The organism is Streptomyces sp. W1SF4, assembly GCF_003950035.1.
GTDB classification, from domain to species: Bacteria; Actinomycetota; Actinomycetes; order Streptomycetales; family Streptomycetaceae; genus Streptomyces; species Streptomyces racemochromogenes.
In genome coordinates this window covers 1,419,937-1,444,937 of sequence record NZ_CP034350.1, presented here as the reverse complement: position 1 = coordinate 1,444,937, position 25,001 = coordinate 1,419,937, and the positions used below count along the sequence as shown (strand labels likewise).

The window sequence follows — 25,001 nt, the reverse complement described above, 5'->3', positions numbered from 1 at the left end:
ATTGTCCCGTGGAGCGCCGGGTCCGGACCGGCGGCACCAGGGCCGGCGCGAACGTGAGCCGGACGGCCGCACCCGCCGGGAGGGGCGGACCGGGGCCGACGGGCTCCGCGCAGCCCCACCGCGAAGGGCGGGCGACGGTTCGCGCCAAGATCAATTAAGCTCCGCTACGAGAACGCCGGGTTCCGGGGCCGTGGCCGGAAGTGCCCGCAGGCATGGCAGGCTTGGGGCATGGCCGTTCAGATCAATCCCAGCATCCTGTCCGCCGACTTCGCCCGTCTCGCCGAGGAGGCGAAGGCCGTCGAGGGGGCCGACTGGCTGCACGTCGACGTCATGGACAACCACTTCGTCCCGAACCTCACCCTCGGTGTGCCGGTCGTCGAATCCCTCAGCCGGGCCACGGACATCCCCCTGGACCTGCACCTGATGATCGAGGACCCGGACCGCTGGGCTCCGCAGTACGTGGAGGCCGGGGCCGGATCGGTCACCTTCCACGCCGAGGCCGCGGCGGCGCCGGTGCGCCTGGCGCGGGAGATCCGGGCCAAGGGCGCCCGGGCGGCCATGGCCCTCAAGCCGGGCACCCCGATCGAGCAGTACGAGGACATCCTGCCCGAGCTCGACATGGTGCTGATCATGACGGTCGAGCCCGGCTTCGGCGGCCAGTCCTTCCTGGACATCATGCTGCCCAAGGTCCGCCGGACCCGGGAGCTGATCGCCAAGCACGGGCTGGACCTCTGGCTCCAGGTCGACGGCGGGGTCTCGGCCACGACGATCGAGCGGGTGGCGGAGGCCGGCGCCGACGTCTTCGTGGCCGGCAGCGCCGTTTACGGGGCGGTCGACCCGGCCGCCGCGGTGCGCACGCTGCGCGACCAGGCGGGTGCGGCCATCGCCGCCGCGCCCTGGGCCTGCGACCACTGAGGCGGGCGCCAGGGGACGGCTCGGTGAACGGAAGCCGTCCAGGCTGATCAATGGCCGTTGGATCTGACAGGATGAACGGCGAGTCGAGAGTGTGAACACGACAGTGTGAACAGCAGTGAGGAGAGCGCGGTGTCTGCAATGTCGGCGGGACGGTCAGCCCTGCGGATGGGACCCGCGGAGCTGGTGCAGGCGGCGGCCATGGCGCGCCGCTTCTACCTGGAGGGCAAGTCCAAGATCCAGATCGCCGAGGAGTTCGGCGTGAGCCGCTTCAAGGTGGCCCGGGTACTGGAGACCGCCCTCGAACGGGACCTCGTCCGCATCGAGATCCGGGTGCCGGCCGAACTGGACGCGGAGCGCTCCGACGCGCTCCGCGCCCGCTACGGGCTGCGGCACGCCGTCGTGGTGGAGTCCCCGGCCGACGCCAGCGAGGACGCCCCGGACCCGGAGAACCTCGGAGCGGTCGCGGCCGACCTGCTCGGCGAGCTGGTCAACGAGGGCGACGTGCTCGGCCTGGCCTGGGGGCGGTCGACCATCCACATGGCCGCGTCCCTGCACCGGCTGCCGCCGTGCACCGTCGTGCAGCTGACCGGCGTGTACGACGCGGGGACCGCCGAGCGCGGCTCCGTGGAGGCCGTACGCCGGGCCGCGCAGGTCTCCGGCGGGGACGCGCACCCGATCTACGCCCCGATGCTGCTCCCGGACCCGGCGACCGCGGCCGCGCTGCGCAGCCAGACCGGCATCGCGCGGGCCTTCGAGTACTTCGACAAGGTCACCGTCGCCGCCGTCTCCATCGGCTCCTGGGAGCCGGGCATCTCGACCGTCCACGACATGCTGACCGACGAGGAGCGGGCGCACTACGCCTCGCTCGGCGTCGCGGCGGAGATGTCCGCCCACCTCTTCGACCGGGACGGCCGCCGGGTCGGCCGGGACCTGGGCGAGCGCTGCATCACCGTCGAGGCCGACCGGCTGCGCCGGATCCCCGAGGTCGTGGCGATCGCGGGCGGGCTGCGCAAGGCCTCGGCGATCGGCGCGGTGCTCCGCTCCGGGCTGGTGACCAGCCTGGTGACGGACACGGCGGTGGCCGACTACCTGCTGACCGAGTCCGAGCCCGGTCTGCGGCCGGCGCTGGACCGGGCCGACCCGGACGACTGACCGGCCCAAGCCCGCGCACCGCGGGGGAGCCCCCGCGGTGCGCGTGGCGAATGGTGCTGCAATCGAGACCGTCGGATTCTGCCCCCGAGCGGCTCCGCGGGCGCATACTGACGCTAATGACCAAATCAGCAGTACCTCGCCGTCATTTGCCGTCCAGCCCGTTCAGGGCCCCCGTTGAGCCACCCGTGAGGCGGTTCGAGGTGGGCGACCGGGTCAGCCATGACCAGCACGGCCTCGGCCGGGTCATCGGTGTCGAGGAAGAGGCCGTCCTCGTCGACTTCGGTTCCGTGCGGATGCGCGTCCTGAGCCCCTACGGCAAGATGTCCGTCCTCTGACCCCGCCGGGCGATTCGCCACGGAATCGGATATTTGGCACGATCGGGGCATGATCCTCAGGAACGTGCCCCGGTCGTTGTCACGCGTGCTCGGGGCCCTGTTCCTGTGCGCCGCGCTGACCGCCGCCCTGACGGGCTGCGGTGGCGGGGCCGCCCCGGCGCGGCCCTCGTCCGCGGCGAGCACCGCCGCGCCCGCTCCCGCGTGGGCGAAGGGGATGCCCACCGTACGGGCCGACGAGCTGCCCCCGCAGGCGCGCGAGGTGCTCGCCCTGATCGACAAGGGCGGGCCGTACCCGTACCGGCAGGACGGCACCGTCTTCGGGAACTTCGAGAAGGTCCTGCCGCAGCAGAAGCGCGGCTACTACCACGAGTTCACCGTGCGCACCCCGGGCGAGCGCGACCGCGGCGCCCGGCGGATCGTGACGGGCGGGGGCGGGGAGTTCTACTACACGGACGACCACTACGACACCTTCAGGGCGGTTCTCCGATGACCCTCGACCCGCAGCCGCTCGCCCCCGCACTGGCCGCAGCCGAGGAGGCCGGCTGGCACGTCGTACGGCTGGACCTGAACGGCGTACGGAGCAAGGCGGCGCTGATGCGGCGGTGCGCGCGGGCCCTCGCGGCACCGGAGTGGTTCGGCGGGAACTGGGACGCGCTGGCCGACGTGCTGGCCGACCTGTCCTGGCTCCCCGAGGCCCCCGCGCGGCTGCTGGCGGTGACCTCCTGGCGCGGCTACGCGGCCGAGCGCCCGCAGGACTGGGCCACCCTGACGGAGGTCCTGGAGGGGGCCGTGGACTTCTGGCGGGAGCAGCGGGAGCACGACGACGGGGCGCCCCCGCTGACGGTACTGCTGTCGGCCTAACCCTTGCCCGGCCGGAACAGCTGGTCCTCCACCGCGCGGAGGTCCTTGTCCCAGTACGTCACCTTGGCGTCGCGGCCGACGTTCAGGTCCCCGGTCCAGGCGGCCAGGCCCTGTTCGAGCCACGCCGATTCCTTGTTGCTGCCGGGCGCGCGGTCCTGGTAGCCCATGGACAGCGCCGTGACGGCGACCGTCCGCTCGCCCCCGCGGAACATGTACACGCCCGCGTACGCCCTCTCCTTCGGCTGGAGGGCGGCGGCCGACCGCGGCGCGGAGCCCATCGGCGGGAGCGGGCCCGCGACCACCGTGCCGAAGCCGACGTACGGGTGGTGGTAGAGGGTGCAGGCCGTGCCGCTGATGTTGGCGGCGGTGATCAGGAGGTTCTGGCCGGAGTCCGACTTCCACAGGGACGGCGTGATCGACAGGTCGTCGTGGCTGCACGCCCTGGCGGCCGACTGCCCTCCGGTCGTGGGGGCGGCCGAGCCGCTCGGCGAAGGACCGGCCTTCCCGCCCGAGGGGCTCGCGGAGACCGAGGGGCCCGTGCCCGGCGCGGCGCTCGCGCCGGGGGATGCGGGCGCGGAGGCGGACGCCGACGGGGTGGCGGTGGGGTTCTTGCCGTCGTCCTTGCCGGAGTCACAGGCGGTGGAGGTGAGGAGCGCGGCGACGGCCGCCGCTCCCAGGGCGTAGGTCTGCCATCTGTTGCGGGCGGTGCTCATGGTGGGCCCCCGTGTGCTTCGCATGGGTGGGGAGGTGGTGCCGACCTCCCGGATATGCCCCTGCGAAGTCGCCGGAGTCCCGCTCCCGGCGCACTGTTGCCGACTCATGACGGGACGTCACCGTTCCGCCCAAGTGGCCGTGGCGAGTCCGCTCGGGGGCCGGTCCGGGCCGGCCCCCGAGCGGGTCTCACTCCGCCTTCGCCGCCTGCGGCTGCCAGGGCGGGGTCTGGCCCCAGGACCAGACCGGGATCTTCGCCGCGTCCACCGGCGGCGGGTTGGGGCCCGAGTAGATCAGCGCCATCCGGGTGCCCCACTCGATGTAGTAGACGAACACCGCCCGGAACTCCGGGTCCGTGGGCAGGCCGACCTCGTCCGCCGTGTCCAGCAGCAGGTCCACCCAGCGGCGGCGCTGCCGCTCGGTGATGCCGCGCCCCAGGTGCTTGGTGGCCATGTGCTGGTGGCCGCCGTGGTGCGCCGAGTAGCCGGCCGGGCCGCCGAAGACCTCGGCCAGCCAGACCGCGACGTGCCGGGGGTGTTCCGAGTCCATGCCCTCGAAGACGGGGGCGAGGACCTCGTCGCGCAGCGCATGGGCGTAGAAGGCGTCGGTGAGCCTCTCCAGGGCCTCGGCCCCGCCCATCCACTCGTAGATCGTGGGAGTCGTGCTCATGACTGTCCGGCGGCCTTTCCCGGACCCACCACGCCGGTGACGGAGTAGTGCTGCATCTCCTCGATGTTCGTCACGTACGGGCGGATCGCGCTGAAGAACGCCGGGAAGTGCTCGCCCTTGCGGAAGCCGTTGAGGTGGGCGTCGACCGAGGTCCAGCGGATGCGGAGGATGTACCGCTCGCTGTCGTCCGTGTTGTGGGCCAGCTCGTAGTCGATGCACTCGGGCGACGCGGCCAGGGCCTCGGCGGCCCTCGCGTACGCGTCCTCGAACGCCTGCTGGTCCTGCGAGGCGATCCGGTAGCGGATGTACTCGACGGTGGTGGTCATGGGTTGCGTGCCTCTCCCTGGTGTCAGGTCGTCCCGGCTACCTTTCCGGGATCATGCGTACCCGGACAGGTTTTCCGTCACTCGGACCCAGACTTCTGGAGGTCCGGGCCCTGGGCACGCACCTGACGCACCTTGTCGAGGGAGTCCCGCAGCTCGGTGAGCCAGGCGTCGGTGTTGTCGCCGACGAGGCGTACGCACCACGCCAGGGCGTCCGCCCGGCTGCGCGCCACGCCGCCGGCGACCAGGGTGTCGAGCACCTGCCGCTCGGACTGGCGCAGCCGGGTCATGACGGGCACGGCGAGGTGGGTGAAGAGGACCGTCTCCTCACCCGACCGCACGCCCCAGGCGACCTTGCGGCGGTAGAGCTCCTCCGCCTCGCGCGCCACCTCCATCCGCTGCTCGCGGGTGCGCTCGCGGAACTCCTTGACCGACTCGGACGCCGGGACCTTTCCGACGACCGTGATCTCCTCCCGGTCGACGGTGACCGAGACGAGTGACTCGTAGACGTCCACCGGCAGGCGCTCGGCGAACCACGCGCGGAGCTTCTCGCTCTGTTCGGCTGTAATCATGTAATCAACGTTGCATCCGCTCTCCTCGTGATCGCAAGCCCCCGGGCGTTCGCTCTCAGCCCATCGAGCGGTAGCGGTGGATCAGGGAGACCGCCATCGCGCCCTCGCCCACGCCCGAGGCGACCCGCTTGACCGAGTGCGCGCGCACGTCGCCCGCCGCGAAGACGCCGGGGACGCTGGTCTCCAGCGGGTAGGGGGCGCGCTCCAGGCTCCACTCCGCCGGGAGCTCACCGCCGTTGGCGATCAGGTCGGACCCCGTGAGGACGAAGCCGTACTCGTCCCGCTCGACCACCCCGGCCAGCCAGTCCGTGTGCGGGCGGGCGCCGATGAAGGTGAACATGAACCGCGCCGGGACCTCCCGGTCCCCGCCCGTGTCGGCGTCGTGCAGGGTGATCCGCTCCAGGTGCTCCCCGCCGTGCAGGGCGGTGACCGTGGTGCGGACCTTCACCTCGATGTTGGGCGTGCGGTCGATCTCGTCGATCAGGTAGCGGGACATGCTCGCGTCCAGGGAGGCCGCGCGCACCAGGATCGTCACCCGGGCCGCGTACTTGGCGAAGTGGACGGCCGCCTGCCCGGCCGAGTTGGCCCCGCCCACGATGAACACGTGCTGGGAGATGCAGGCCGAGCTCTCGGTGGTCGCCGCGCCGTAGTACAGGCCGGCGCCCTCGAAGCGGTCCGCGCCGGGGGCCTCCAGCCGGTTGTACGAGACCCCGGTGGCCAGCAGCACCGTCTCCGCGCTGATCTCCGTACCGTCGGCCAGGGTCAGGATCTTCGCCGGGTCGTCGCGGGTCAGGGAGACCACCTCGACGGGGTGCAGGATCTCCGCGCCGAACCGGGAGGCCTGGATGGTGGCCCGGCGGGTCAGGTCCCCGCCGGAGAGGCCCGAGGGGAAGCCCAGGTAGTTCTCGATCAGGCTGGAGGTGCCGGCCTGGCCGCCGGGGGCGCGGGAGTCCAGCATCAGCGTGGACAGGCCCTCGGAGGCCGAGTACACGCCGGCGGCCAGCCCGGCCGGGCCGGCGCCGACGATGACGCACTCGTAGTGGGGGCGGGAGGCGGTGGTGGCCAGGCCCAGCCGCTGGGCGAGTTCCGTGTCCGTCGGGGCGGCCAGCACCGAGCCGTCCGGGAAGCGGACCAGCGGGAGCGCCGCGTCGGCCTGCGCGGCGGCGATCACCGTCAGCGCCTCGGGGTCCCGCTCGACGTTCAGGAAGCGGAACGGCTGCCCGTTGCGGGTGAAGAAGTCCCGGACGGCGTGGGTGCCGGGGGAGACCAGGTGGCCCGCGACGATGATGCCGTCGTAGGCCGGCCGGTAGGTGGCCAGCCAGTCGGAGAGCAGGTCGTCCAGCACCGGGAAGAGCCGCTCGTGCGGCGGGTCCCACGGCTTGAGCAGGTAGTAGTCCAGCCGTACCCGGTTGATGGCGGTGATGGCCGCGTCGGTCTCCGCGTACGCGGTGAGCAGGACCCGGCGGGCGTCCGGGAACCGGCTGACCGCCTCCAGCAGGAACTCCACCCCGGTGACGTCGGGCATCCGCTGGTCGACGAGGAACAGCGCGGGGTCGTGGCCGCGCTCGTCGAGCGAGTCCAGGATCTTCAGCGCGTCGGCGGCCGAGGAGGCGCCGAGCACCCGGTAGCGGTCGCCGTAGGCGCTGCGCAGATCGCGGCGGACGGCCCGCAGCACCTGCGGGTCGTCGTCCACGGCCAGGATGACGGGCTTGCGGCTCTCGGCGCGCTCGGCGGTGCCCGCGCCGGCGGTGGCGGCGGCGGTCGTGGCGGGGGCGGCGCCCTCCGGGGCCGCGTTCACGCCGGGTCCAGCATCAGCTGGTCGGCGTAGCACCAGGCCCAGTCCTCGCCGGGCTCGTGCGAGGCCGCGACCGGGTGCGCGGTCGACTTGTAGTGCCGGGTGGCGTGGCGGTTCTTCGACGAGTCGCAGCATCCGACGTGGCCGCAGCTCAGGCACATCCGCAGGTGCACCCAGCCGTCGCCCAGCCGCAGGCACTCCTCGCAGCCCTCCGCGGATGGCTTCACCGGACGTATCTGGTCGACGTGTGTGCACAGCAAATCCGTCGTCATCGTCCCCGTCCCTCTCCTCGCGCATTCGTACGCCCCGTCGCGCCCGTCCATCACGGCGCGTCCAGACCATAAGTCGGCGACCCCCGAACGGTTCACCGATCCGGCCGAGGTCAGGAAGTCCGGCGGGTACTTCCTGACCTCGCCGGGCGACTACGTGAGGTGGTGCCACGACCTTGCCCGCTACCTCACGAAGTCGCATTCACGCCCTTTGACGAGGGCCCCGGCCGCACGCAGTGTGGGGAACGCAAACGACAACAGGCGGCGCCTGGAGGAATCTGTGAGCAGAAAGATTCTGGTCATTGTCTCCGAACACGGCTACTGGTCCGAGGAACTCATCGGTCCCGTTTCCAAGTTCGACGAGCGGGGCTACGAGATCGTATTCGCCACGCCGACCGGAAAGCGCGCGCACGCACTTCCGCCGAGTCTCGACGCGAACTACGTCGACCCCCCGCTGGGCCGCTCGGTGACCACCGAGGAGAACGCCCGGCTGGGCCGCGAGTTCGAGCAGTCGAACCGGCTCGACTCACCGCTGGACATCGAGGCGTGGGTCCCCGAACGCCCGTACACGAGCGACGGGGAATACCTGCGCAAGCTGGAGCAGTACCACCGCGATCTGGACAAGCTCGACGCCGACATCGCGGATTACGACGCGATCCTCATCGTCGGCGGCAGCGGTCCGATCGCCGACCTCGCCAACAACGAGCGGGTGCACGCCCTGATCCTGGCCTTCGAGAAGGCCGGCAAGGTCGTCGCCGCCGAGTGCTACGGCGTCGCCTGCCTCGCCTTCGCCCGTGACTGGGGCGACCGCAAGAGCATCATCTGGGGCAAGCACGTCACCGGCCACTGCAAGGAGTACGACTACAAGGACGGCACCGGATTCCTCGGCACCGACTTCAACATGGGTCCGCCCCCGTATCCGCTGGAGTACATCCTGCGCGACGCGACCGGCCCGCGCGGTGCCTACCACGGGAATTTCGGCCACCCGCTCTCGGTGATAGTCGACTATCCCTTCGTGACCGGCCGCTCCACCCCCGACTCGTACCTCACGGGGCAGAAGATCGTGGAAGTCCTGGAGGAAGGTCTCACCCGTTACGGGTGGTAGCGGAAAAAGGGGGAGTCCGATGAATACCGAAGCCACTCCCGGACGGGAAAGGCTCATCGAACAGTTCAAGGCCGACGGTCTGAACGTCATGTTCGGAAATCCGGGAACGGTGGAACAGGGATTCCTCGACGCGGTGGACGCGGCGGCGGACTTCCAGTACGTCCTCGCCCTCCAGGAAACCGTGGCCGCGGGCATCGCCGACGGCTATGCCCGCGCCACCGGCGGTGCGGCCCTGCTCCAGCTGCACTCCGGTGTGGGGCTGGGCAACGGCATCGGCATGCTCTACCAGTCGCTGCGCGGCCACACCCCGCTCGTCGTGGTCGCCGGCGACGCCGGGGTGCGCTACGACGCCATGGACGCGCAGATGGCCTGCGACCTGGTCGCCATGGCCAAACCCGTCACCAAGTACGCGACCCGCGTCACCGACCCCCGGTCCGTGCTCCGCACGATCCGGCGGGCCGTCAAGATCGCCCTGACCCCGCCGCGCGGGCCGGTGTTCGTGGCCCTGCCGATGGACGTGCTGGACGAGCTCAACTCCGAGCCCGTCCTGCCCGCCACGGTGCCGCTCACCGACGTGGCGCCCTCCCCGGCCTCCGTCGGACGGGCGGCCGAGCTGCTCGCCGGGGCCGAGCACCCGGTGGTCCTCGTCGGGGACGGGGTCACGCTCTCCGGGGCGCAGGCCGAACTCGCCGCCGTCGCCGAGCTGCTGGGCGCCGACGTGTACGAGGTCGACTCGTCCGAGGTGAACATCGCCGCCTCGCACCCGCTGCGCCGCGGCCAGACCGGCCACATGTTCGGCCCGCACAGCAAGGAGCTCATCGGGCGGGCGGACGGGGTGCTGATCGTCGGCACCTACGTCTTCCCCGAGGTGTTCCCCGAACTGGAGAACCCCTTCCGGCCCGGCGCCAAGGTCGTCCACATCGACCTCAACGCCTACGAGATCGCCAAGAACCACCCCGTGGACCTGGGCCTGGCCGCCGACCCGCGGCACGCGCTGCGCGCCCTGGCCGGCGTACTGGAACAGCGGCTGACCCCGGCCCGGCGGGCGGCGGCCGCCGCACGGCTGGAGGTGCGGACCCGCGAGCGGGCCCGGGCCGCGCTGGAGCGGACGGACGACGACACGCCGATGGCCGTCTTCCTGCGGACGCTCGCCGAACGCACCCGCGGGGACCTGATCGTCTTCGACGAAGCGCTCACCACCTCCCCGCTGGTCACCCGCCACCTGCCGCCCGAACGCCCCGGCGACTACCACCTCACCCGCGGCGGATCCCTCGGCGTCGGCTTCCCGGGGGCGGTCGGCGCCAAGCTCGCCCACCCGGACCGGCTCGTCGTCGGCTTCGCGGGCGACGGCGGCTCGATGTACACCTACCAGGCGCTGTGGACGGCCGTCCGGCACGGCATCGCCGCCAAGTTCGTGGTCTGCAACAACCGCAAGTACCGGCTGCTCGACGACAACATCGCCCAGTACTGGCGGGAGCGGGACATCGCGGAGCACGCCTTCCCGGGCTCCTTCGACCTCTCCCACCCAGAGATCGACTTCGCCGGGCTGGCCCGGGCACTGGGCGCCGAGGGGACCCGGGTGGAGAAGCCCGACGAGGCCGCGGCCGCGGTCACCCGGATGCTGGCCCACCCCGGCCCGTACCTGGTCGACGTCCAGGTCTGAGCAGTGCCCGCACCCGGCCCGGCCGGGCACACCACGCGACACACCGACGGACAGGAGGAGACCGCATGCCCGCCGAGCGGCTGACCGAGGACGCGATCCGCGCCTTCGCCGAGAACTGGTACGTGGCCCTGGACCGGCACCTCCCGCTGGAGCAGGTCCTCGCCCTCATCACCGAGGACCTGGAGTTCAAGGTCCCCGAGGACACCTTCCTCGGGCACCAGGGCTTCGGCCGCTGGTACGACGCCGTCACCCACCGGTTCTTCGACGAGGTGCACACGGTCACCAAGGTGGAGCCCGTCATCGAGGGCGACCGCGCCATCGTCCGGGTCCTCGTCAACTGGCAGGCCAAGATCTGGGACCCGCCGACCGCCCGCAGCCAGTGGCTGGGCTTCGACGCCGACCAGACCTGGACGCTCGTCGCCGGCGACGACGGCCCGCTGATCAAGCAGTACACCGTCAACGAACTGGCGCCGATGCCCGGTTCGGGCTCGCTCTGAGGGGCGGCGGCGATGACGGGAGTGACACGGGAGCAGGTCGAGTCCGCCTACCGGGCCCTGGGTTCCGGCGACCGCGCGCGGATCCTGGAGCACTACTCCGAGGACCTGCGCTGGCTGGTGCCGGGCAACCACCCGCTGGCCGGCTGGTACGAGGGCCTGGACGCCTTCCTGGAGCTGATGGGCCAGACCCACAAGCTCACCGGCGGCACCTTCCGGATGGACCTGGAGGCGGTCCTCGTCGGGGAGGACTGCAGCGCCGACGTGTGCCGCAACGTGGCCCTGCGCGACGGCGCCGACCCGGCGAGCGCCTCCCCGTACGAGCGGATGGACTACCAGGTCTTCCACTTCATGCGGTGGCGGGACGGCCGGATCACCGAGGGCCGCGACGGGCTCTTCGGGGACACGGCGGCCGCCTTCAGCCAGTTCTGGGCACCGTTCGCGCCGGACGGCACCCGCAGGGACCGATAGGGGGATGAGAGACGCGATGGACGCCCGAGAGATCCTGACCAAGTACTACCAGTACGCCAACGCCGGGGACTGGGACCGCTGGTGCGACCTGTTCGCCGACGACCAGGTCATGGACGAGCAGCTCGCCGGACACATCGAGGGCCTGGAGACCCTGCGCTCGATGATGAAGGGCATGGGGACCATGTACCGGGTCTTCCGCAACGAGCCCGTGCACTTCCTGGTCGACGGGACCAAGGCCGCGGCCGTCTCCCACCTCAGCGCCGTCAGCGCCTCCGGCGAGGCCATCGAGGCCGAGGTGATGAACTACTTCGAGATCGTGGACGGACGGATCGCCTACATGGCGAACTACCACGACACCGCCCCCTTCCAGGTGCTGAGCCAGGGCTGAGGGGACCGGAATAGTGGCCACGGAACAGTACGACTACGTGATCGTCGGCTCCGGCACCGCCGGCAGCGTCCTCGCGAACCGCCTCTCCGAGGACCCGGACGTCTCCGTCCTGGTCCTGGAGGCCGGCGGTCCCCGCATCCCGCCCGAGGTGGACGACCCGTCCTCCTGGTACAAGCTGCTCGGCGGGCCCGTCGACTGGGGCTACACCAGCGTCCCGCAGCCGGGCCTCGGCGGCCGCCGCACGTACGAACCGCGCGGCAAGGCCCCCGGCGGCAGCAGCAACCTCTACATCATGATGCACATCCGGGGCCACGCCTCGGACTTCGACAACTGGGCCTACCAGGGCGCGGCCGGCTGGGCGTACGAGGACGTCCTGCCCTACTTCGCCCTGCTGGAGGGCCAGGAGGACGCCACCGCGGCCACCACCGGCACGACCGGGCCGCAGCGGATCACCCACGCCGGACGGCACGGGCCCAACCCGGTCTCCCGCGCCTTCATCGACGCCGCCGTCGAACTGGGCCACCAGGAGATAGCCGACTTCAACACCGACGGCCCCCGGCGCGGCCTCTTCGGCACCGGCTGGCACCACATCGACGTCGCCGACGGCCGCCGCCAGGGCACCCTGGCCGCCTACCTGGAGCCGGCGCTCGGCCGCCCCAACCTGACCCTGCGCACCAGCGCCCAGTCCACCCGGCTGCTCTTCGAGGGGGACACCTGCACGGGCGTCGAGTACGCCCAGCTCCAGGCCCCCGCCGACGTCCCTGGCCGCACCGTCCGCGACGGCCACAGCACCGCCGCGGCCCCCGGACTCCACACCGTACGGGCCCGGCGCGAGGTGATCGTCGCCGCCGGGGCCATCGAGTCCCCGAAGCTGCTGCTGCTCTCCGGCATCGGGCACCCCGAGCGGCTGCGCGAGCACGGCATCGCCGTCACGGCAGCCGTCCCCGGGGTCGGGGAGAACTTCCACAACCACGTCCTGACCGGGCTGATGGCCGAGGTCACCCAGGAACTCCCGCCTCCCGCGCAGAACCTCTCCGAGAGCGCCCTGTTCCTGTCCTCCCGGCCCGGACTGCCCGCCCCGGACCTCCAGATCGCCTTCGTCCACGTCCCGTTCGACGTGATCGTCGGCAAGGACCACCCGAACACCGTCTCCATCCTGCCCGGCGTCGTACGCCCGGTCTCGCGCGGCTGGATCAGGCTCGCGAGCGCCGACCCGCTGGCCCACCCGCTGATCCACCCGAACTACCTGGGCGACCGCTGGGACCTGGAACGGATGGTGCAGGGCGTCAAACTCGCCCGGGAGCTCTTCGCCACCTCCGCCTTCTCGCCCTGGTACAAGCAGGAGCTCCAGCCCGGACCGGGCTTCGTCTCCGACGAGGAGCTGCGGACCTTCGTCCGGCAGAAGTCCGAGAGCTACCACCACCAGGCCGGCTCCTGCCGCATGGGCGTCGACGACCTCGCCGTCGTCGACCCCGAACTGCGGGTGCACGGCGTACGGAACCTGCGCGTCGTCGACGCCAGCGTGATGCCCGCCGTCCCGTCGGGCAACTGCCACACCGCCATCGCGATGATCGCCGAGCGCGCGGCGGACTTCCTGAGGGGGATCTCCCGTGCCTGACGTGGTCCTGCGCGAGGGGGCGCTGACCGGGACCAGGATCGCGGTCCTGGTCGAGAGCGACTTCTACGAACCGGAGATCTTCTACTACCAGCGGCGGTTCGCCGAGGAAGGGGCCGAGGTCGACTTCCTGACCCGGCTGTGGGGCAACGACTCCATCACCTTCACCGGGCACGAGTACCGGGCGCCCTTCACCGCGACCAAGTCCCTGGAGGGGCTGGACGACGAGGAGCTGCGCCGCTACGCCGCGCTGATCGTGCCCTCGGGGATGGTCGCCGACCGGCTGCGCTACACCGAGGACGTGGACGTCCTCGCCCCGGCGACCGAGTTCCTGCGCCGGGCCTTCGAGGAGCCGGCCGTCCTCAAGGGGATCATCTGCCACGGCATGTGGCTGGCCTCCTCGATCCCGGCCAAGGTCCGCGGCCGCAAGGTCGTCTGCCACAACAACCTCATCGGCGACGTCCGCAACATGGGCGCCCAGTACGTCGACGAGGACGTGGTGGTCGACGGCGACCTCGTCACCGGCCGCACCGGCGCCCACCACCACCTCTTCGCCCGCCGGATCATCGAACTGCTCGCCGCGGGCCGGGGCCGGGGGAGCACCTGATGGGGAACCTGGTCTGGTCCCACGTCGGCCTCAACTGCGCCGACCAGAAGACCACCGAGGAGTTCTACACCCGGTACTTCGGCTTCACCCGGGCCCGGGTCGTCGACCTCGGGGAGTCGCGGATCGTGTTCCTGCGCAAGGGGGACGCGTACCTGGAGCTCTTCGCGGCGGCCACCGAGCCCGCCCGGACCGCGCACGAAGACGGTCCGCCGGCCCCGGGCCGGATACGCCACCTGGCCTTCCAGACCGACAGCGTCGACGCGTTCCTCGCGGAACTGGGCGACGCGGCCGAGGTGACGCTGGGACCGCTGGACTTCGACGACTTCATCTGCGGCTGGCGGACCGTCTGGGTGCGCGACCCCGACGGGGTGATCGTCGAGGTCAGCCAGGGGTACGAGGACGACCGCTCACACGACAAGGACGGTGCATGACATGGCGGGCTCGCTGACCTTCTCCTTCTCCGACACGATCGCGGGCTACGTCGTCCGCTTCGACTCCTCGTCCCGGCTGCTGCGGCTGAAGACCACCGACGACCGCGAGTTCGAGGTCTCCCTCGCCTCCGGCCCCAGCGCCGAGCTGGTCCGCAACCTGGACGAGCCGTACGTCGACGCCTCCGGGCACGTCGACGAGATGCTCTCCCCGGGCCGGTTCCTCTTCGCCTACGGCGTCCACTACCCCGAGCAGGGAGGGCGCTTCGACGCCAAGCGGCTGGTGTTCCTGGGCCGCGGCGCCGAGGACTACCGCTTCGAGGAGGCCGGCTGGTGGATCCGGCAGATCGAGTCGCTGGCCGACTTCTACAAGCGCGCGCAGTTCGGCGACGGACCGGTGGACTTCACCGAGTACCGCACCGAGGTCCGCCTCGGCGGCGACAAGACCGCCAGCCACGTCCAGGAGACCGACACCATCTCCCGCCTGGTCTACGGCATGGCCTCGGCCTACCTGCTCACCGGCAAGGACGAGTACCTGGAGATCGCCGAGCGCGGCACCGAGTACCTGCGCAAGCACATGCGGGTCGTCGACAGCGAGGAGGACGTGGTCTTCTGGTACCACGGCATCAGCGTCGACGGTGACAGCGAGCGCAAGCTCTTCACCTCGGAGTTCTCCGACGACTACGACGCGATCCCGATGTACGAGCAGATCTACGCGCTGGCCGGCCCCGTCCAGACCTACCGGATCACCGGCGACGTCCGGATCAAGAACGACGCGGACGCCACCATCCGGCTCTTCGACAAGTTCTTCAAGGACGAGGAGCAGGGCGGCTACTACTCGCACATCGACCCGATCCTGTTCAGCGCCGACCACGAGTCCCTCGGCGAGAACGCCGAGCGCAAGAACTGGAACTCGGTCGGCGACCACGCGCCCGCGTACCTCATCAACCTGTACCTGGCGACCGGCGAGCAGAGGTACGCCGACTTCCTGGAGTACACCTTCGACACCATCGCGGACCGCTTCCCGGACTACAAGAACAGCCCGTTCGTCCAGGAGCGCTTCTTCCGCGACTGGTCGCACGACACCGCGCACAGCTGGCAGCAGAACCGCGCGGTCGTCGGCCACAACCTGAAGATCGCCTGGAACCTGATGCGGATGAACTCGCTGAAGGCCAAGCCCGCCTACGAGCAGCTCGCCCGGAAGATCGGCGAGATCATGCCGGCCGTGGGCAGCGACCGGCAGCGCGGCGGCTGGTACGACGTCGTGGAGCGGGTGAAGGAGGGCGACCAGGAGGCGTACCGGTTCGCCTGGCACGACCGCAAGGCGTGGTGGCAGCAGGAGCAGGCGATCCTCGCCTACCTCATCCTGAACGGCACGGTCGGCGGCGACGCGAACCTGCGCGAGGCGCGGCAGGCCCAGGCCTTCTACAACACCTTCTTCCTCGACCACGACGAGGGAGCGGTCTACTTCAACGTGCTCGCCAGCGGTACGCCGTACCTGCTCGGCACGGAGCGGCTCAAGGGCAGCCACTCGATGTCCATGTACCACTCGGCGGAGCTCTGCTACCTGGCCGCCGTCTACAACAACCTTCTCATCAACGGCCGGGAGATGGACTTCCACTTCCAGCCCGACCCGACCGACCTGCCCGACCGGATCCTGCGCGTCTCGCCCGACCTGCTGCCCGCGGGCTCGGTGCGGATCGCGTCCGTGGAGATCGACGAGAAGCCCTACGAGGAGTTCGACGCCGAGGCGCTGACCGTCCACCTCCCCGACGTCCAGGGCCGGGTCAAGGTCAAGGTCCGGCTCCGGCCGGTGAAGCAGTAGTGCCCACGGGGGGCGCCCCAACAAGAGGGGAAAGCAGGCAATGAGTCTGAACGTGAAGGAACGCCGGAACAAGACGGCCACCGTGCTCGTCGCGACCGGAGAGATCAACAGCGAGACCTCCGGCACCCTGCTGGAGTCCCTGCTGCCGCTGGTCCGCGAGGGCCGGCCGCTGCGGATCGACCTGACCGCCGTCACCTACGTCTCCAGCGCCGGGCTGCGCACGCTGCTCGTCGTCTACCGCGAGGCGCAGCACGCCGGGGTCGCGGTCACCCTGTACGGGGTGAGCGAGGAAGTCCGGTTCGTCATGTCGGCCACCGGGTTCCTCGACTTCTTCGAGACCGGCGAGGCGGCCGCGACCAGGGCCAGGGCAGCGCGATGAGCGAGGCCCGTTCCGATCAGGTGCTGCGCGTGGACGCGTACCCGACCCACGAGGTGGGCGGGTACCGCGTCCGCGCGGGCAAGCCGTTCCCCTTCGGGGCCAACGTGGTCCCCGGCGGGGTCAGTTTCTCCGTCTTCTCCGACCAGGCGACCTCCATGACGCTGGTCATCTACAAGCGCGGAGAGCCCGAGCCGATGGCCGAGCTGGAATTCCCCGAGGAGTTCCGCACCGGCAGCGTCTTCGCCATGACGGTCTTCGGCCTCGACCACGAGAACATCGAGTACGGGTACCGGGCCGACGGCCCCTACGACCCGGCCAGCGGCCACCGCTTCGACGCCCGGCAGGTCCTCTCCGACCCCTACGCCCGGCTGATCGCCGGCCGTGACGTGTGGGGCGTGGAACCGGACCGCAGCCGCGGCTACCAGTACCGCTCGCGGGTCTGCCTCCAGGACTTCGACTGGGGCGACGACACCCCGCTGCGGATCCCCGCCGAGGACCTCGTCGTGTACGAGACCCACGTGCGCGGCTTCACCCGGCACCCCTCCTCGCAGGTCACGGCCCCCGGCACGTTCGCGGGGCTGCGGGAGAAGATCCCGTACCTGAAGGAGCTCGGGATCAACTGCATCGAGCTGCTGCCCGTCTTCGAGTTCGACGAGAGCGACAACCCGCGCAGCAACCCGGAGACCGGCGAGAAGCTCTACGACTACTGGGGCTACAATACCGTCTCCTTCTTCGCGCCGAAGGCCGGCTACGCGGCCACCGGACGCTACGGGATGCAGGGCGACGAGTTCCGCACCCTGATCAAGGACCTGCACGCGGCCGGCATCGAGGTCATCCTCGACGTCGTCTTCAACCACACCGCCGAGGGCAACGAGCAGGGCCCCACCATCTCCTTCAAGGGCCTGGACAACGCCACGTACTACATGCTCACGCCCGAGGGGTACTACTTCAACTTCAGCGGCACCGGCAACACGGTCAACTGCAACCACCCCGTGGTCCGCAACTACGTCCTAGACTGCCTGCGCCACTGGGTCGCCGACTACCACATCGACGGCTTCCGCTTCGACCTCGCGGCGATCCTCGGCCGGGACCTGGACGGCACCCCGCTGCCCAACCCGCCGCTGCTGGAGATGCTCGCCTTCGACCCGGTGCTGCGGCACACCAAGCTCATCGCCGAGGCCTGGGACGCCGGCGGCCTCTACGAGGTCGGCAACTTCCCGGCGTACGGGCGCTGGGCCGAGTGGAACGGGAAGTACCGCGACACCGTCCGCCGCTTCCTCAAGGGCGACCCCGGTGTCACGGGCGAGCTGGCCACCCGGATCGCGGGCTCGCCCGACCTCTACTCCAGCCGGGGGACGTCGGCCTCCGTCAACTTCCTGACGGCGCACGACGGCTTCAGCCTGGCCGACCTGGTCTCGTACAACGACAAGCACAACGAGGCCAACGGCGAGGGCAACGCCGACGGCGCCAACGACAACAACAGCTGGAACTGCGGGGTGGAGGGGCCAACGGACGACCCCGAGGTCAACGCGCTGCGGCTGCGCCAGATGAAGAACGCCCTCGCGATCCTCCTCACCAGCCAGGGCATCCCGATGCTGCTGTCCGGGGACGAGGTCGCGCGGACCCAGCAGGGCAACAACAACACGTACTGCCAGGACAACGAACTGTCCTGGTTCGACTGGGACCAGGTCGACCAGAACGCCGAACTGCTGCGCTTCACGCGCCAGTTGATCGCCTTCCGCAAACACCACCGCGAGCTGCGCTCCACCTCGCACCCCACCGGACGGCTCCGGGACGGCCTCGGCCTGCCCGACATCAGCTGGCACGGGGAGCGGGCCTGGCAGCCCGACTGGTCGGCGGACGGCCGGCTCCTGGCGGTGGCCCGCTGCGGCACCGGCGACCAGGACGTGGTGTACGTGGCCATGAACTCCCACTGGGAGGCGCACGACCTGGAACTGCCCGCCCTGCCCGGCGGCCGCAGCTGGCACCTGTTCGCCGACACCGGCGCCGAGGCACCGCACGACATCCGCACGCCGGGCGCGGAACAGGAGCTCGACAACGCCGGCAAGTACCTGATCGGCCCGCGCTCGGTCGTGATCCTGGTCGGCCGCGCGACCGGACCCGAACCCGGGGACGACTGAACCGCCCAGACCGAAGGAGACTGACATGCCGCTTTCCGTGTCCCTGAGCATCGAGGGCGACACCACCGTGATCGAACTGACGGGCGAGCTGGACGCCAAGACCGCCCCCGAGTTCCACCAGACGATCGAGAAGGCCGCCGGGCACGGCACCGCCACCGTGGAGATCCGGATGGCCGGGGTCGGCTACATGGCCAGCGCCGGCCTGCGCTCCCTGGTCTTCGCCCAGCAGAAGGTCGGGGGCGAGGTCACCATCAAGGTGACCGGCGCCATCGAGCCCGTCGCCCGGACCATCCGTACGGCGGGGCTCGACCGCAGCATCGTCCTCTCCGATGACTGAGCACGACCTGCGGAACGGTGACTGAGATGGTGGAACTGGCGAGGAAGCCCGCTGTGCTGGACGTGCCCGCGACGGTGGGGGCACTGGGCGAGATCGCCGCGTTCGTCCTGAGGCTGGCCGGCCGGGCGGGCCTCGGCAAGGGGGCCACCTACCGGATCCGGCTGGCCGTGGACGAGCTGGCCACCAACATCGTGATGCACGGGTACCGGGGCGGCGGCGGACGGATCACCGTCCGCGGCCGCGCCGGCCCCGACGGGGTGCGGATCGTCATCGAGGACACCGCCCCCGCGTTCGACCCCGTCGCCGGCCGCCTGCCCCCCGCCCCCGGGATCCCCCCGGAACGGCGGCGGGTCGGAGGCCTCGGCATCCACCTGGCCCTGACCAGCGTGGACTCGTACGCCTATGCCCGCAGGGACGGCCGCAACATCAGCACGCTGACCGTGAAGGCCGATGAGGGGACGGACGCATGCCCTCCACGACCGTGATCATCCTGGACGTGTACCCGCCGCCGCCCATCGAACTGCTGGACGCGCTGCGGCGGATGGACGCCGAGCTCGTCCCCCGCACCCTGGGGGAACTCCTGCGCGGCCGCCTCGAACTGCTGCCCGCCGCGGACGTGCTGCTCGCCCCGGCCGAAGCCGACGGGGAGGCCGTACGCAGCGCGGTGCGCCGGCTGCGGCGCTGGGCCGGCGCGCCCATCGTCGTCGTCTGGACCGTCCGGGACTTCGCCGCCCTGGAGCGGCACGTCCGCCTCGGTCACGACTACCTCGTCCCCCCCTTCCTGCCCGCCCTCGTCGGAGCCCGGGTGCACAGCTGCACCGAACGGGCCGGACTCGGCCGCACCCTGCGCGAGGCCGACGCCCGCGCCGAACTCATGGGGTACGAGAAGGAGCTGGAGATCGGCCGCGAGATCCAGGCCGGCTTCCTGCCCGAGGCCCTGCCCGTACCCGACGGCTGGGAGATCGACGTCCGCTTCCGGCCGGCCCGGCAGGTCGCCGGGGACTTCTACGACGTCTTCGAGCTGTCCCGGGGCCGGCGCCTCGCCGTGGTCGTCGCCGACGTCTGCGACAAGGGAGTCGGCGCCGCCCTGTTCATGGCCCTCATCCGCTCCCTGCTGCGCCACACCGCCGAGAACAGCGGACTCCAGCACCTGATGGCCGCCGGCCGCACCGGCGGCAGCCGCCGCACCCCGGTCGTCGGCGCCACCCCGCTGCTCAACGCGGTCACCGCCACCAACGGCTACCTCACCCGCAACCACCTGCGGCAGGGCTACTTCGCCACCCTGTTCTTCGGCGTCCTGGACCCGCTGACCGGCAGCCTCGTCTACATCAACGGCGGCCACAACCCGCCCCTGCTCCTCTCCGGCGACGGCTCCGTGCCCCGGGCCCTGGACGTCACGGGACCCGCGGTCGGGGTGCTGCCCGACTGCGTCTACACCCTCGGCTACGCCCAGTTGAACCCGGGCGACACCCTCTTCGTGTTCACCGACGGAGTACCCGAGGCCCGCTGCCCCGACGGCAGCTTCCTCGGTGACGAGAGGATGCTGGAACTGCTCGCCGGCCCCCCGGCGAGCGGCCGGGACGCGGTCGACCTGATGGACCGGGCGGTGCGCGAGCACACCGGCACCGCCGAACAGCACGACGACGTCACCATGCTGGCCGTGCACCGGCCGCGTGCGGCGCGGGGGCCGCACGCGGACGACACCGGCTACCGGGTGGTGGCGTGATGACCCGGACCATCGTGGTGCACTCGCACCGCGGCGGCACCGGCAAGTCCGCGGTGCTGGCGAACCTCGCGCTGCTGCTGGCGGCCGCGGGGCGCCGGGTGGGGATGGTCGACACCGACCTCCAGTCACCCACCCTGGACCAGCTGTTCCGGCTGGGTCCCGGCACCGGCTCGCTGGCCGACTACCTGCTCGGCCGCTGCGAGATCGAGACCGCGGCCCGGGACACCGCCGTGCCCGGGCTGTACGTCGTACCGGCCCGGACCGGGACGGCGGCCCTGCGGGAGCTCATGACCACAGGGTACGACGTGGGACTGCTCCCGGAGGGGTTCGACCGGCTGGCGGAGAGCCACGCGCTCGACTTCCTGCTGCTCGACACGCACGCCGGGCTCAACAACGAGTCGGTGACCGCCATGGGCAGCGCCGACATCGTAATGATCATGGCAAGGGCCGACCGGGTCGACCTCTCCGGAGCGGAGGAGACCATCGCCCTGGCCGGGCGGCTGGCCTGCCGGCGGGCCCTGGTGCTGAGCATGGCACCCGAGGGCGTGGACCGGCGGGAAGTGGCCCGCAGGGCCGAGGAGGTATACGGCGCCCCCCTGGCCGGAATTCTCCCGTACGTTCCGGAAATGGCGGCCCTCTACGGAGAGCGCATATTCGCGGAAGCCCTTCCCGACCACCCCCTGGTCGGTGAATTCCGCACGATCCTCACCGCGTTGGGCGCACGTGACGAAGTATCGCGGGCCTGACGCAGTCCTCTTACGCCCCTCGCGAAGGGGCGTGTTGAATCGGCAGCGATCCAGAACAAGGAGAGAATCATGAGGATTCTCGTCGTCGTGACGGCGAAGGCCACCCTCCACCTGCTGGACGGGGAACAGCACCCCTCGGGATTCTGGGCCGAGGAATTCGCCGTTCCCTACACCCTCTTCCGATCGGCCGGACACACCGTCGACGTGGCGACGATCGGCGGCCGGGTCCCCACGGTCGACCAGACCAGCATCGACCCCGACTTCCTGAGGTGGGTCCGCCCCGAGGGCTCCCCGGACGAGGACGCGGCCAACGCCGCCGAGTACGTCCGCGTCATCGAGCAGGCCCCCCAGCTGAAGAACCCCCTCGCGGTCGAGTCCCTCGGCGAGAAGGACGTCGCCGAGTACGACGGCATCTACATCAGCGGCGGCCACGGAGCCATCGGCGACCTGCCCAAGTCCGACGAACTGGCGCAGCTGCTGCGCTGGGCCATCGGCCAGGACAAGCCGATCGCCACCGTCTGCCACGGGCACACCGCACTGCTGTCCCTGCGGGACGGCGAGGGCCACTGGCCCTTCGAGGGATACCGCATGACGGCCTTCTCGCACGACGAGGAACTGGTCACCAACATGGCCGGCCGGCTCCCGCTGATCCTGGAGGCCGAGCTGACCAGACTCGGCGCCCGGTACGAGAAGGCCGACGCGATCTGGGACTCGCACGTCGTCGTGGACCGCAGGCTCACGACCGGTCAGAACCCCTACTCCTCCAAGGCCCTCGCCGAGACCTTCTTGCGGCAGCTCGCCGAGGGCTAGCCCCCGCCACACCGGAAGGTGCAGCCATGACCAAGCGCGTGCTCAGCGACCACCCCCTGGCCAACCCCGGGAAGCTGTTCATCGGCGGCCAATGGGTCCCCGCCCGGGACGGCCGTACGGAACCGGACATCAGCCCGATCGACGGCCAGGAGGTCGTGCCGGTCGCCCAGGCCGCCGCGACCGACGCGGACGCCGCCGTCGCGGCCGCCCGCGCGGCCTACGAGGAAGGCCCGTGGAGCCGGCTGTCCGCCCAGGAGCGCGCGCTGCGGCTGAACCGCGTCGGTGAGCTGATCGAACGGGACCTGGAGGAGATAGCCCTGCTGGAGACGGTGGACATGGGCAAGCCGTTCGCCTTCTCCAGCACCGTCGACGCACCCATGGCCGCCCAGCTGATGCACTACTACGCCGGCGCGGTCACCCGGGTCGACGGCTCCTCCCGGGCACCCGCCGGCGGACAGCTCGCCTACACCCTGCGCGAACCCCTCGGCGTGGTCTGCGCCATCACCCCCTTCAACTTCCCGCTCCTGCTCTCCATGACCAAGATCGCCCCGGCCCTCGCGGCCGGGAACACGGTCGTCCACAAACCCTCCCCGGCCACCCCGCTCACCGCCCTGAAGATCGCCGAGCTCTTCCAGGAAGCGGAGATCCCCGACGGCGTCCTCAACGTCGTCACCGGTCCCGGAGTCGAGCTGGGGGAAACCCTCACCGGCCACCCCGGCATCGACAAGATCGCCTTCACCGGCTCCACCGCGGTCGGCCAGTCGATCATCCGCAAGTCCGCGGGCACCCTGAAGAAGGTCACGATGGAACTCGGCGGCAAGTCCGCCAACATCGTCTTCGCCGACGCCGACCTCGACGCCGCCGAGGAGCTCGCCTTCTTCGGCATCTACTACAACAAGGGCGAGATCTGCACCGCCGGCTCCCGCCTCCTGCTCCAGCGCCCCGTCCACGACGAGCTGGTCGAACGCCTGGTCCGCCGGGCCGCCGCCCTCAAGCCCGGCGACCCGCGCGACCCCGAGACCCTCTTCGGCCCGCTCGCCCACCGCGCCCAGTTCGACAAGGTCAGCTCCTACATCGAGGTCGGCGAGAAGGAAGGCGCCCTGCTGCGCACCGGAGGCACCGGCTGGACCCCCGAAGGGGCCTCCAGCCAGGGCCTGTACTTCCTGCCCACCGTCTTCACCGGCGTCGACAACGGCATGCGGATCGCCCAGGAGGAGATCTTCGGCCCGGTCCTGTCGATCATCCCCTTCGACACCGAGGAGGACGCCGTCCGCATCGCCAACGACAGCGCGTACGGCCTCGCCGCCGGGGTCCACACCAAGGACCTGCGGCGGGCCCACCGGGTCGCCTCCCAGATCAAGGCCGGGACGGTCTGGGTCAACTGCTACAACCAGTACGACCCCTCGGTGCCCTACGGCGGCTACAAGGCCTCCGGCTACGGGCGCGAGTGCGGACCGGAATCCCTGGAGAGCTACACCCAGACCAAGTCGGTCTGGATCGGCATGGACTGACACCCCATCATCGAGGAGCCACTCATGCGGACAGGCGTCATCGGCACCGGCCGGATCGGCTCGGCCCTCGCGAGGATCCTCGTGGCCGCCGGCCACCCGGTCGTCCTCGCCAACGCCACCGGGCCGGACTCACTGGCCCCGCTCCTGGCCGAACTCGGCCCCGCCGCCACCGCGGCGCACCCCGTCGAGGCGGCGGCCGAGGCCGACCTGCTGGTGCTGATGGTGCCCTTCGCCGGAGTGCGCGGGCTGCTGCCCCCGCACGTCGTGCAGGACAAGGTGCTGGTGGACGCCACCAACGCGTTCAGCGGCCCCGGCACCCCCGCCGACCTCGGCGGCCGCGGATCCAGCGAACTCGTCGCCGAGTGGTACCCCGGCGCCCGGGTCGTGAAGTCCCTGAACACCATGCACTTCGAAACCCTCGCCGTCGCCGGCACCGCCTCCGGCCGCACGGCGTCGGAACGCCTCGCCCACTACACGGCGGGCGACGACCCCAAGGCGAAGGACGTCGTCGCCGGAATCATCACCGACCTCGGATACGCCCCCGTCGACACCGGCCCGCTGCACTCCGGAGGAATCCTCCAGCAGCCCGGCGGTCCCCTCTTCAACCGGTCGCTCACGGAAGCGCAGGCGCTCGCATGGATCTGACGCGCATCGAACTCACCCTGCACGTGAACGGAAGACCCGAGGAGTTCGCGGCCCCGCCGAACGAACTCCTCGTGGAACGGCTCCGCGACGGACTCGGCCTCACCGGCACCAAGGTGGGCTGCGACACCGGCCAGTGCGGGACCTGCGTGGTCCGCCTGGACGGCAGGTCCGTCAAGAGCTGCCTGATCCTCACCGCCTCCGCCGCGGGCTCCGAGGTCACCACCATCGAGGGCGTCACCACCCCCGGCGGAGAGCTGACCGGCCTCCAGGAGGCACTGCGCCAGGAGCACGGAACCCAGTGCGGGTTCTGCACGCCCGGCATGGTGATGGCCCTCGGCGAACTCGTCGAGACCGCGCGCGCCGAGGGCGCCGCCGGCGGCCCGCCCCCCACCGAGCCCGAGATCCGCGAATGGCTCACCGGCAACCTGTGCCGCTGCACCGGTTACCACAGCGTCGTCCGGGGCGTGCAGCGCGCCTGCGCCCCCGCCGAACCCGAGGGGCGGTGACC

30 protein-coding genes are annotated in these 25,001 nt (G+C 71.1%); 24 read left to right on the top strand and 6 right to left on the bottom strand.

Annotated elements, in window-relative coordinates; translation table 11 throughout:
• Positions 1–228: 228 nt before the first annotated feature.
• The 5 genes from rpe to D1J60_RS06785 all read left to right on the top strand — a co-directional run bounded on the left by rpe (position 229) and on the right by D1J60_RS06785 (position 3,263).
• Positions 229–915: a ribulose-phosphate 3-epimerase gene (gene rpe / locus D1J60_RS06805; protein WP_007263012.1), complete on the top strand. Its 687-nt coding sequence runs from the start codon at positions 229–231 to the stop codon at positions 913–915.
• A 138-nt stretch (positions 916–1,053) separates the two neighbouring features.
• Positions 1,054–2,067 carry a sugar-binding domain-containing protein gene (locus D1J60_RS06800; RefSeq protein WP_125823903.1) on the top strand — a complete coding sequence of 338 codons (1,014 nt, stop codon included), beginning with the start codon at positions 1,054–1,056 and terminating at the stop codon, positions 2,065–2,067.
• Between the two features lie 116 nt (positions 2,068–2,183).
• Positions 2,184–2,402 carry a CarD family transcriptional regulator gene (locus tag D1J60_RS06795; protein ID WP_125595814.1) on the top strand — a complete coding sequence of 73 codons (219 nt, stop codon included), beginning with the start codon at positions 2,184–2,186 and terminating at the stop codon, positions 2,400–2,402.
• 49 nt (positions 2,403–2,451) lie between these two features.
• Entirely contained in the window at positions 2,452–2,892 is a 441-nt protein-coding gene (locus tag D1J60_RS06790) for a ribonuclease domain-containing protein (protein WP_125820510.1), read from the top strand.
• Complete coding sequence (locus tag D1J60_RS06785) at positions 2,889–3,263, top strand: barstar family protein (RefSeq protein WP_125820509.1); 375 nt, start codon at positions 2,889–2,891, stop codon at positions 3,261–3,263. The genes D1J60_RS06790 and D1J60_RS06785 overlap by 4 nt, the downstream gene beginning before the upstream one ends.
• On the opposite strand, the gene D1J60_RS06780 is transcribed toward D1J60_RS06785, so the two are convergent.
• The 6 genes from D1J60_RS06780 to D1J60_RS06755 all read right to left on the bottom strand — a co-directional run bounded on the left by D1J60_RS06780 (position 3,260) and on the right by D1J60_RS06755 (position 7,605).
• A complete protein-coding gene (locus D1J60_RS06780; protein ID WP_125820508.1) occupies positions 3,260–3,976 on the bottom strand; it encodes a DUF4232 domain-containing protein in 717 nt (238 codons plus the stop codon). The genes D1J60_RS06785 and D1J60_RS06780 overlap by 4 nt on opposite strands.
• 187 nt (positions 3,977–4,163) lie before the next feature.
• Positions 4,164–4,643 (bottom strand): group II truncated hemoglobin, encoded by a 480-nt coding sequence (locus D1J60_RS38820; protein WP_125595802.1) that lies wholly within the window; start codon positions 4,641–4,643, stop codon positions 4,164–4,166.
• Positions 4,640–4,969 (bottom strand): antibiotic biosynthesis monooxygenase, encoded by a 330-nt coding sequence (locus D1J60_RS38815; RefSeq protein ID WP_125820507.1) that lies wholly within the window; start codon positions 4,967–4,969, stop codon positions 4,640–4,642. The genes D1J60_RS38820 and D1J60_RS38815 overlap by 4 nt, the downstream gene beginning before the upstream one ends.
• Before the next feature lie 77 nt (positions 4,970–5,046).
• Positions 5,047–5,538: a hypothetical protein gene (locus D1J60_RS06765; protein WP_125595796.1), complete on the bottom strand. Its 492-nt coding sequence runs from the start codon at positions 5,536–5,538 to the stop codon at positions 5,047–5,049.
• A gap of 55 nt (positions 5,539–5,593) precedes the next feature.
• A complete protein-coding gene (locus D1J60_RS06760) occupies positions 5,594–7,231 on the bottom strand; it encodes an FAD-dependent oxidoreductase (RefSeq protein ID WP_241253536.1) in 1,638 nt (545 codons plus the stop codon).
• 101 nt (positions 7,232–7,332) lie between these two features.
• Complete coding sequence (locus tag D1J60_RS06755; protein ID WP_125595789.1) at positions 7,333–7,605, bottom strand: UBP-type zinc finger domain-containing protein; 273 nt, start codon at positions 7,603–7,605, stop codon at positions 7,333–7,335.
• A 277-nt stretch (positions 7,606–7,882) separates the two neighbouring features.
• On the opposite strand from D1J60_RS06755, the gene D1J60_RS06750 reads away from it, so the two are divergent.
• The 19 genes from D1J60_RS06750 to D1J60_RS06660 all read left to right on the top strand — a co-directional run bounded on the left by D1J60_RS06750 (position 7,883) and on the right by D1J60_RS06660 (position 24,999).
• Positions 7,883–8,707: a type 1 glutamine amidotransferase domain-containing protein gene (locus tag D1J60_RS06750; RefSeq protein ID WP_125595786.1), complete on the top strand. Its 825-nt coding sequence runs from the start codon at positions 7,883–7,885 to the stop codon at positions 8,705–8,707.
• Between the two features lie 19 nt (positions 8,708–8,726).
• Entirely contained in the window at positions 8,727–10,370 is a 1,644-nt protein-coding gene (locus D1J60_RS06745; protein ID WP_125820506.1) for a thiamine pyrophosphate-binding protein, read from the top strand.
• Between the two features lie 65 nt (positions 10,371–10,435).
• Positions 10,436–10,867 (top strand): nuclear transport factor 2 family protein, encoded by a 432-nt coding sequence (locus tag D1J60_RS06740; RefSeq protein WP_125820505.1) that lies wholly within the window; start codon positions 10,436–10,438, stop codon positions 10,865–10,867.
• Positions 10,868–10,879: 12 nt separating this feature from the next.
• A complete protein-coding gene (locus D1J60_RS06735; protein WP_125820504.1) occupies positions 10,880–11,335 on the top strand; it encodes a nuclear transport factor 2 family protein in 456 nt (151 codons plus the stop codon).
• A gap of 16 nt (positions 11,336–11,351) precedes the next feature.
• Positions 11,352–11,723, top strand: a complete 372-nt coding sequence (locus D1J60_RS06730) for a nuclear transport factor 2 family protein (protein WP_125820503.1) — start codon at positions 11,352–11,354, stop codon at positions 11,721–11,723.
• A 13-nt stretch (positions 11,724–11,736) separates the two neighbouring features.
• The gene (locus D1J60_RS06725) at positions 11,737–13,341 is read left to right on the top strand and encodes a GMC oxidoreductase (RefSeq protein WP_125820502.1); all 1,605 of its coding nucleotides are present in this window, start codon (positions 11,737–11,739) and stop codon (positions 13,339–13,341) included.
• Positions 13,334–13,945, top strand: a complete 612-nt coding sequence (locus D1J60_RS06720) for a DJ-1/PfpI family protein (RefSeq protein WP_125820501.1) — start codon at positions 13,334–13,336, stop codon at positions 13,943–13,945. Before D1J60_RS06725 ends, D1J60_RS06720 begins: the two co-directional genes overlap by 8 nt.
• Positions 13,945–14,376 (top strand): VOC family protein, encoded by a 432-nt coding sequence (locus D1J60_RS06715; RefSeq protein ID WP_125820500.1) that lies wholly within the window; start codon positions 13,945–13,947, stop codon positions 14,374–14,376. Before D1J60_RS06720 ends, D1J60_RS06715 begins: the two co-directional genes overlap by 1 nt.
• 1 nt (position 14,377) lies before the next feature.
• Entirely contained in the window at positions 14,378–16,198 is a 1,821-nt protein-coding gene (locus D1J60_RS06710; RefSeq protein ID WP_125820499.1) for an AGE family epimerase/isomerase, read from the top strand.
• A gap of 40 nt (positions 16,199–16,238) precedes the next feature.
• Positions 16,239–16,577: an STAS domain-containing protein gene (locus tag D1J60_RS06705; RefSeq protein WP_125595761.1), complete on the top strand. Its 339-nt coding sequence runs from the start codon at positions 16,239–16,241 to the stop codon at positions 16,575–16,577.
• Positions 16,574–18,718 (top strand): glycogen debranching protein GlgX, encoded by a 2,145-nt coding sequence (glgX, locus tag D1J60_RS06700; protein WP_241253170.1) that lies wholly within the window; start codon positions 16,574–16,576, stop codon positions 18,716–18,718. Before D1J60_RS06705 ends, glgX begins: the two co-directional genes overlap by 4 nt.
• 25 nt (positions 18,719–18,743) lie before the next feature.
• A complete protein-coding gene (locus tag D1J60_RS06695; RefSeq protein ID WP_125595758.1) occupies positions 18,744–19,055 on the top strand; it encodes an STAS domain-containing protein in 312 nt (103 codons plus the stop codon).
• Positions 19,056–19,081: 26 nt separating this feature from the next.
• On the top strand, positions 19,082–19,540 hold the full coding sequence (locus D1J60_RS06690) for an anti-sigma regulatory factor (protein ID WP_241253535.1): 459 nt from the start codon (positions 19,082–19,084) through the stop codon (positions 19,538–19,540).
• Positions 19,522–20,781, top strand: a complete 1,260-nt coding sequence (locus D1J60_RS06685) for a PP2C family protein-serine/threonine phosphatase (protein ID WP_125820497.1) — start codon at positions 19,522–19,524, stop codon at positions 20,779–20,781. Before D1J60_RS06690 ends, D1J60_RS06685 begins: the two co-directional genes overlap by 19 nt.
• On the top strand, positions 20,781–21,527 hold the full coding sequence (locus D1J60_RS06680) for a MinD/ParA family protein (RefSeq protein ID WP_125820496.1): 747 nt from the start codon (positions 20,781–20,783) through the stop codon (positions 21,525–21,527). The genes D1J60_RS06685 and D1J60_RS06680 overlap by 1 nt, the downstream gene beginning before the upstream one ends.
• Positions 21,528–21,596: 69 nt before the next feature.
• A complete protein-coding gene (locus tag D1J60_RS06675) occupies positions 21,597–22,337 on the top strand; it encodes a type 1 glutamine amidotransferase domain-containing protein (RefSeq protein ID WP_125820495.1) in 741 nt (246 codons plus the stop codon).
• 26 nt (positions 22,338–22,363) lie between these two features.
• Positions 22,364–23,848, top strand: coding sequence for an aldehyde dehydrogenase family protein (locus D1J60_RS06670; protein ID WP_125600772.1), 1,485 nt, complete (start codon positions 22,364–22,366; stop codon positions 23,846–23,848).
• A 24-nt stretch (positions 23,849–23,872) separates the two neighbouring features.
• A complete protein-coding gene (locus D1J60_RS06665; protein WP_125820494.1) occupies positions 23,873–24,493 on the top strand; it encodes an NAD(P)-binding domain-containing protein in 621 nt (206 codons plus the stop codon).
• Positions 24,484–24,999, top strand: coding sequence for a (2Fe-2S)-binding protein (locus D1J60_RS06660; protein WP_125820493.1), 516 nt, complete (start codon positions 24,484–24,486; stop codon positions 24,997–24,999). Before D1J60_RS06665 ends, D1J60_RS06660 begins: the two co-directional genes overlap by 10 nt.
• Positions 25,000–25,001 lie beyond the last annotated feature (2 nt).

Coding starts and splice junctions, on each gene's coding strand:
- rpe (WP_007263012.1), top strand. CDS start 229: ATGGCCGTTCAGATCAATCCCAGCATCCTGTCCGCCGACTTCGCCCGT.
- D1J60_RS06800 (WP_125823903.1), top strand. CDS start 1,054: ATGTCGGCGGGACGGTCAGCCCTGCGGATGGGACCCGCGGAGCTGGTG.
- D1J60_RS06795 (WP_125595814.1), top strand. CDS start 2,184: ATGACCAAATCAGCAGTACCTCGCCGTCATTTGCCGTCCAGCCCGTTC.
- D1J60_RS06790 (WP_125820510.1), top strand. CDS start 2,452: ATGATCCTCAGGAACGTGCCCCGGTCGTTGTCACGCGTGCTCGGGGCC.
- D1J60_RS06785 (WP_125820509.1), top strand. CDS start 2,889: ATGACCCTCGACCCGCAGCCGCTCGCCCCCGCACTGGCCGCAGCCGAG.
- D1J60_RS06780 (WP_125820508.1), bottom strand. CDS start 3,976: ATGAGCACCGCCCGCAACAGATGGCAGACCTACGCCCTGGGAGCGGCG.
- D1J60_RS38820 (WP_125595802.1), bottom strand. CDS start 4,643: ATGAGCACGACTCCCACGATCTACGAGTGGATGGGCGGGGCCGAGGCC.
- D1J60_RS38815 (WP_125820507.1), bottom strand. CDS start 4,969: ATGACCACCACCGTCGAGTACATCCGCTACCGGATCGCCTCGCAGGAC.
- D1J60_RS06765 (WP_125595796.1), bottom strand. CDS start 5,538: ATGATTACAGCCGAACAGAGCGAGAAGCTCCGCGCGTGGTTCGCCGAG.
- D1J60_RS06755 (WP_125595789.1), bottom strand. CDS start 7,605: ATGACGACGGATTTGCTGTGCACACACGTCGACCAGATACGTCCGGTG.
- D1J60_RS06745 (WP_125820506.1), top strand. CDS start 8,727: ATGAATACCGAAGCCACTCCCGGACGGGAAAGGCTCATCGAACAGTTC.
- D1J60_RS06740 (WP_125820505.1), top strand. CDS start 10,436: ATGCCCGCCGAGCGGCTGACCGAGGACGCGATCCGCGCCTTCGCCGAG.
- D1J60_RS06735 (WP_125820504.1), top strand. CDS start 10,880: ATGACGGGAGTGACACGGGAGCAGGTCGAGTCCGCCTACCGGGCCCTG.
- D1J60_RS06730 (WP_125820503.1), top strand. CDS start 11,352: ATGGACGCCCGAGAGATCCTGACCAAGTACTACCAGTACGCCAACGCC.
- D1J60_RS06715 (WP_125820500.1), top strand. CDS start 13,945: ATGGGGAACCTGGTCTGGTCCCACGTCGGCCTCAACTGCGCCGACCAG.
- D1J60_RS06710 (WP_125820499.1), top strand. CDS start 14,378: ATGGCGGGCTCGCTGACCTTCTCCTTCTCCGACACGATCGCGGGCTAC.
- D1J60_RS06705 (WP_125595761.1), top strand. CDS start 16,239: ATGAGTCTGAACGTGAAGGAACGCCGGAACAAGACGGCCACCGTGCTC.
- glgX (WP_241253170.1), top strand. CDS start 16,574: ATGAGCGAGGCCCGTTCCGATCAGGTGCTGCGCGTGGACGCGTACCCG.
- D1J60_RS06695 (WP_125595758.1), top strand. CDS start 18,744: ATGCCGCTTTCCGTGTCCCTGAGCATCGAGGGCGACACCACCGTGATC.
- D1J60_RS06690 (WP_241253535.1), top strand. CDS start 19,082: ATGGTGGAACTGGCGAGGAAGCCCGCTGTGCTGGACGTGCCCGCGACG.
- D1J60_RS06685 (WP_125820497.1), top strand. CDS start 19,522: ATGCCCTCCACGACCGTGATCATCCTGGACGTGTACCCGCCGCCGCCC.
- D1J60_RS06680 (WP_125820496.1), top strand. CDS start 20,781: ATGACCCGGACCATCGTGGTGCACTCGCACCGCGGCGGCACCGGCAAG.
- D1J60_RS06675 (WP_125820495.1), top strand. CDS start 21,597: ATGAGGATTCTCGTCGTCGTGACGGCGAAGGCCACCCTCCACCTGCTG.
- D1J60_RS06670 (WP_125600772.1), top strand. CDS start 22,364: ATGACCAAGCGCGTGCTCAGCGACCACCCCCTGGCCAACCCCGGGAAG.
- D1J60_RS06665 (WP_125820494.1), top strand. CDS start 23,873: ATGCGGACAGGCGTCATCGGCACCGGCCGGATCGGCTCGGCCCTCGCG.
- D1J60_RS06660 (WP_125820493.1), top strand. CDS start 24,484: ATGGATCTGACGCGCATCGAACTCACCCTGCACGTGAACGGAAGACCC.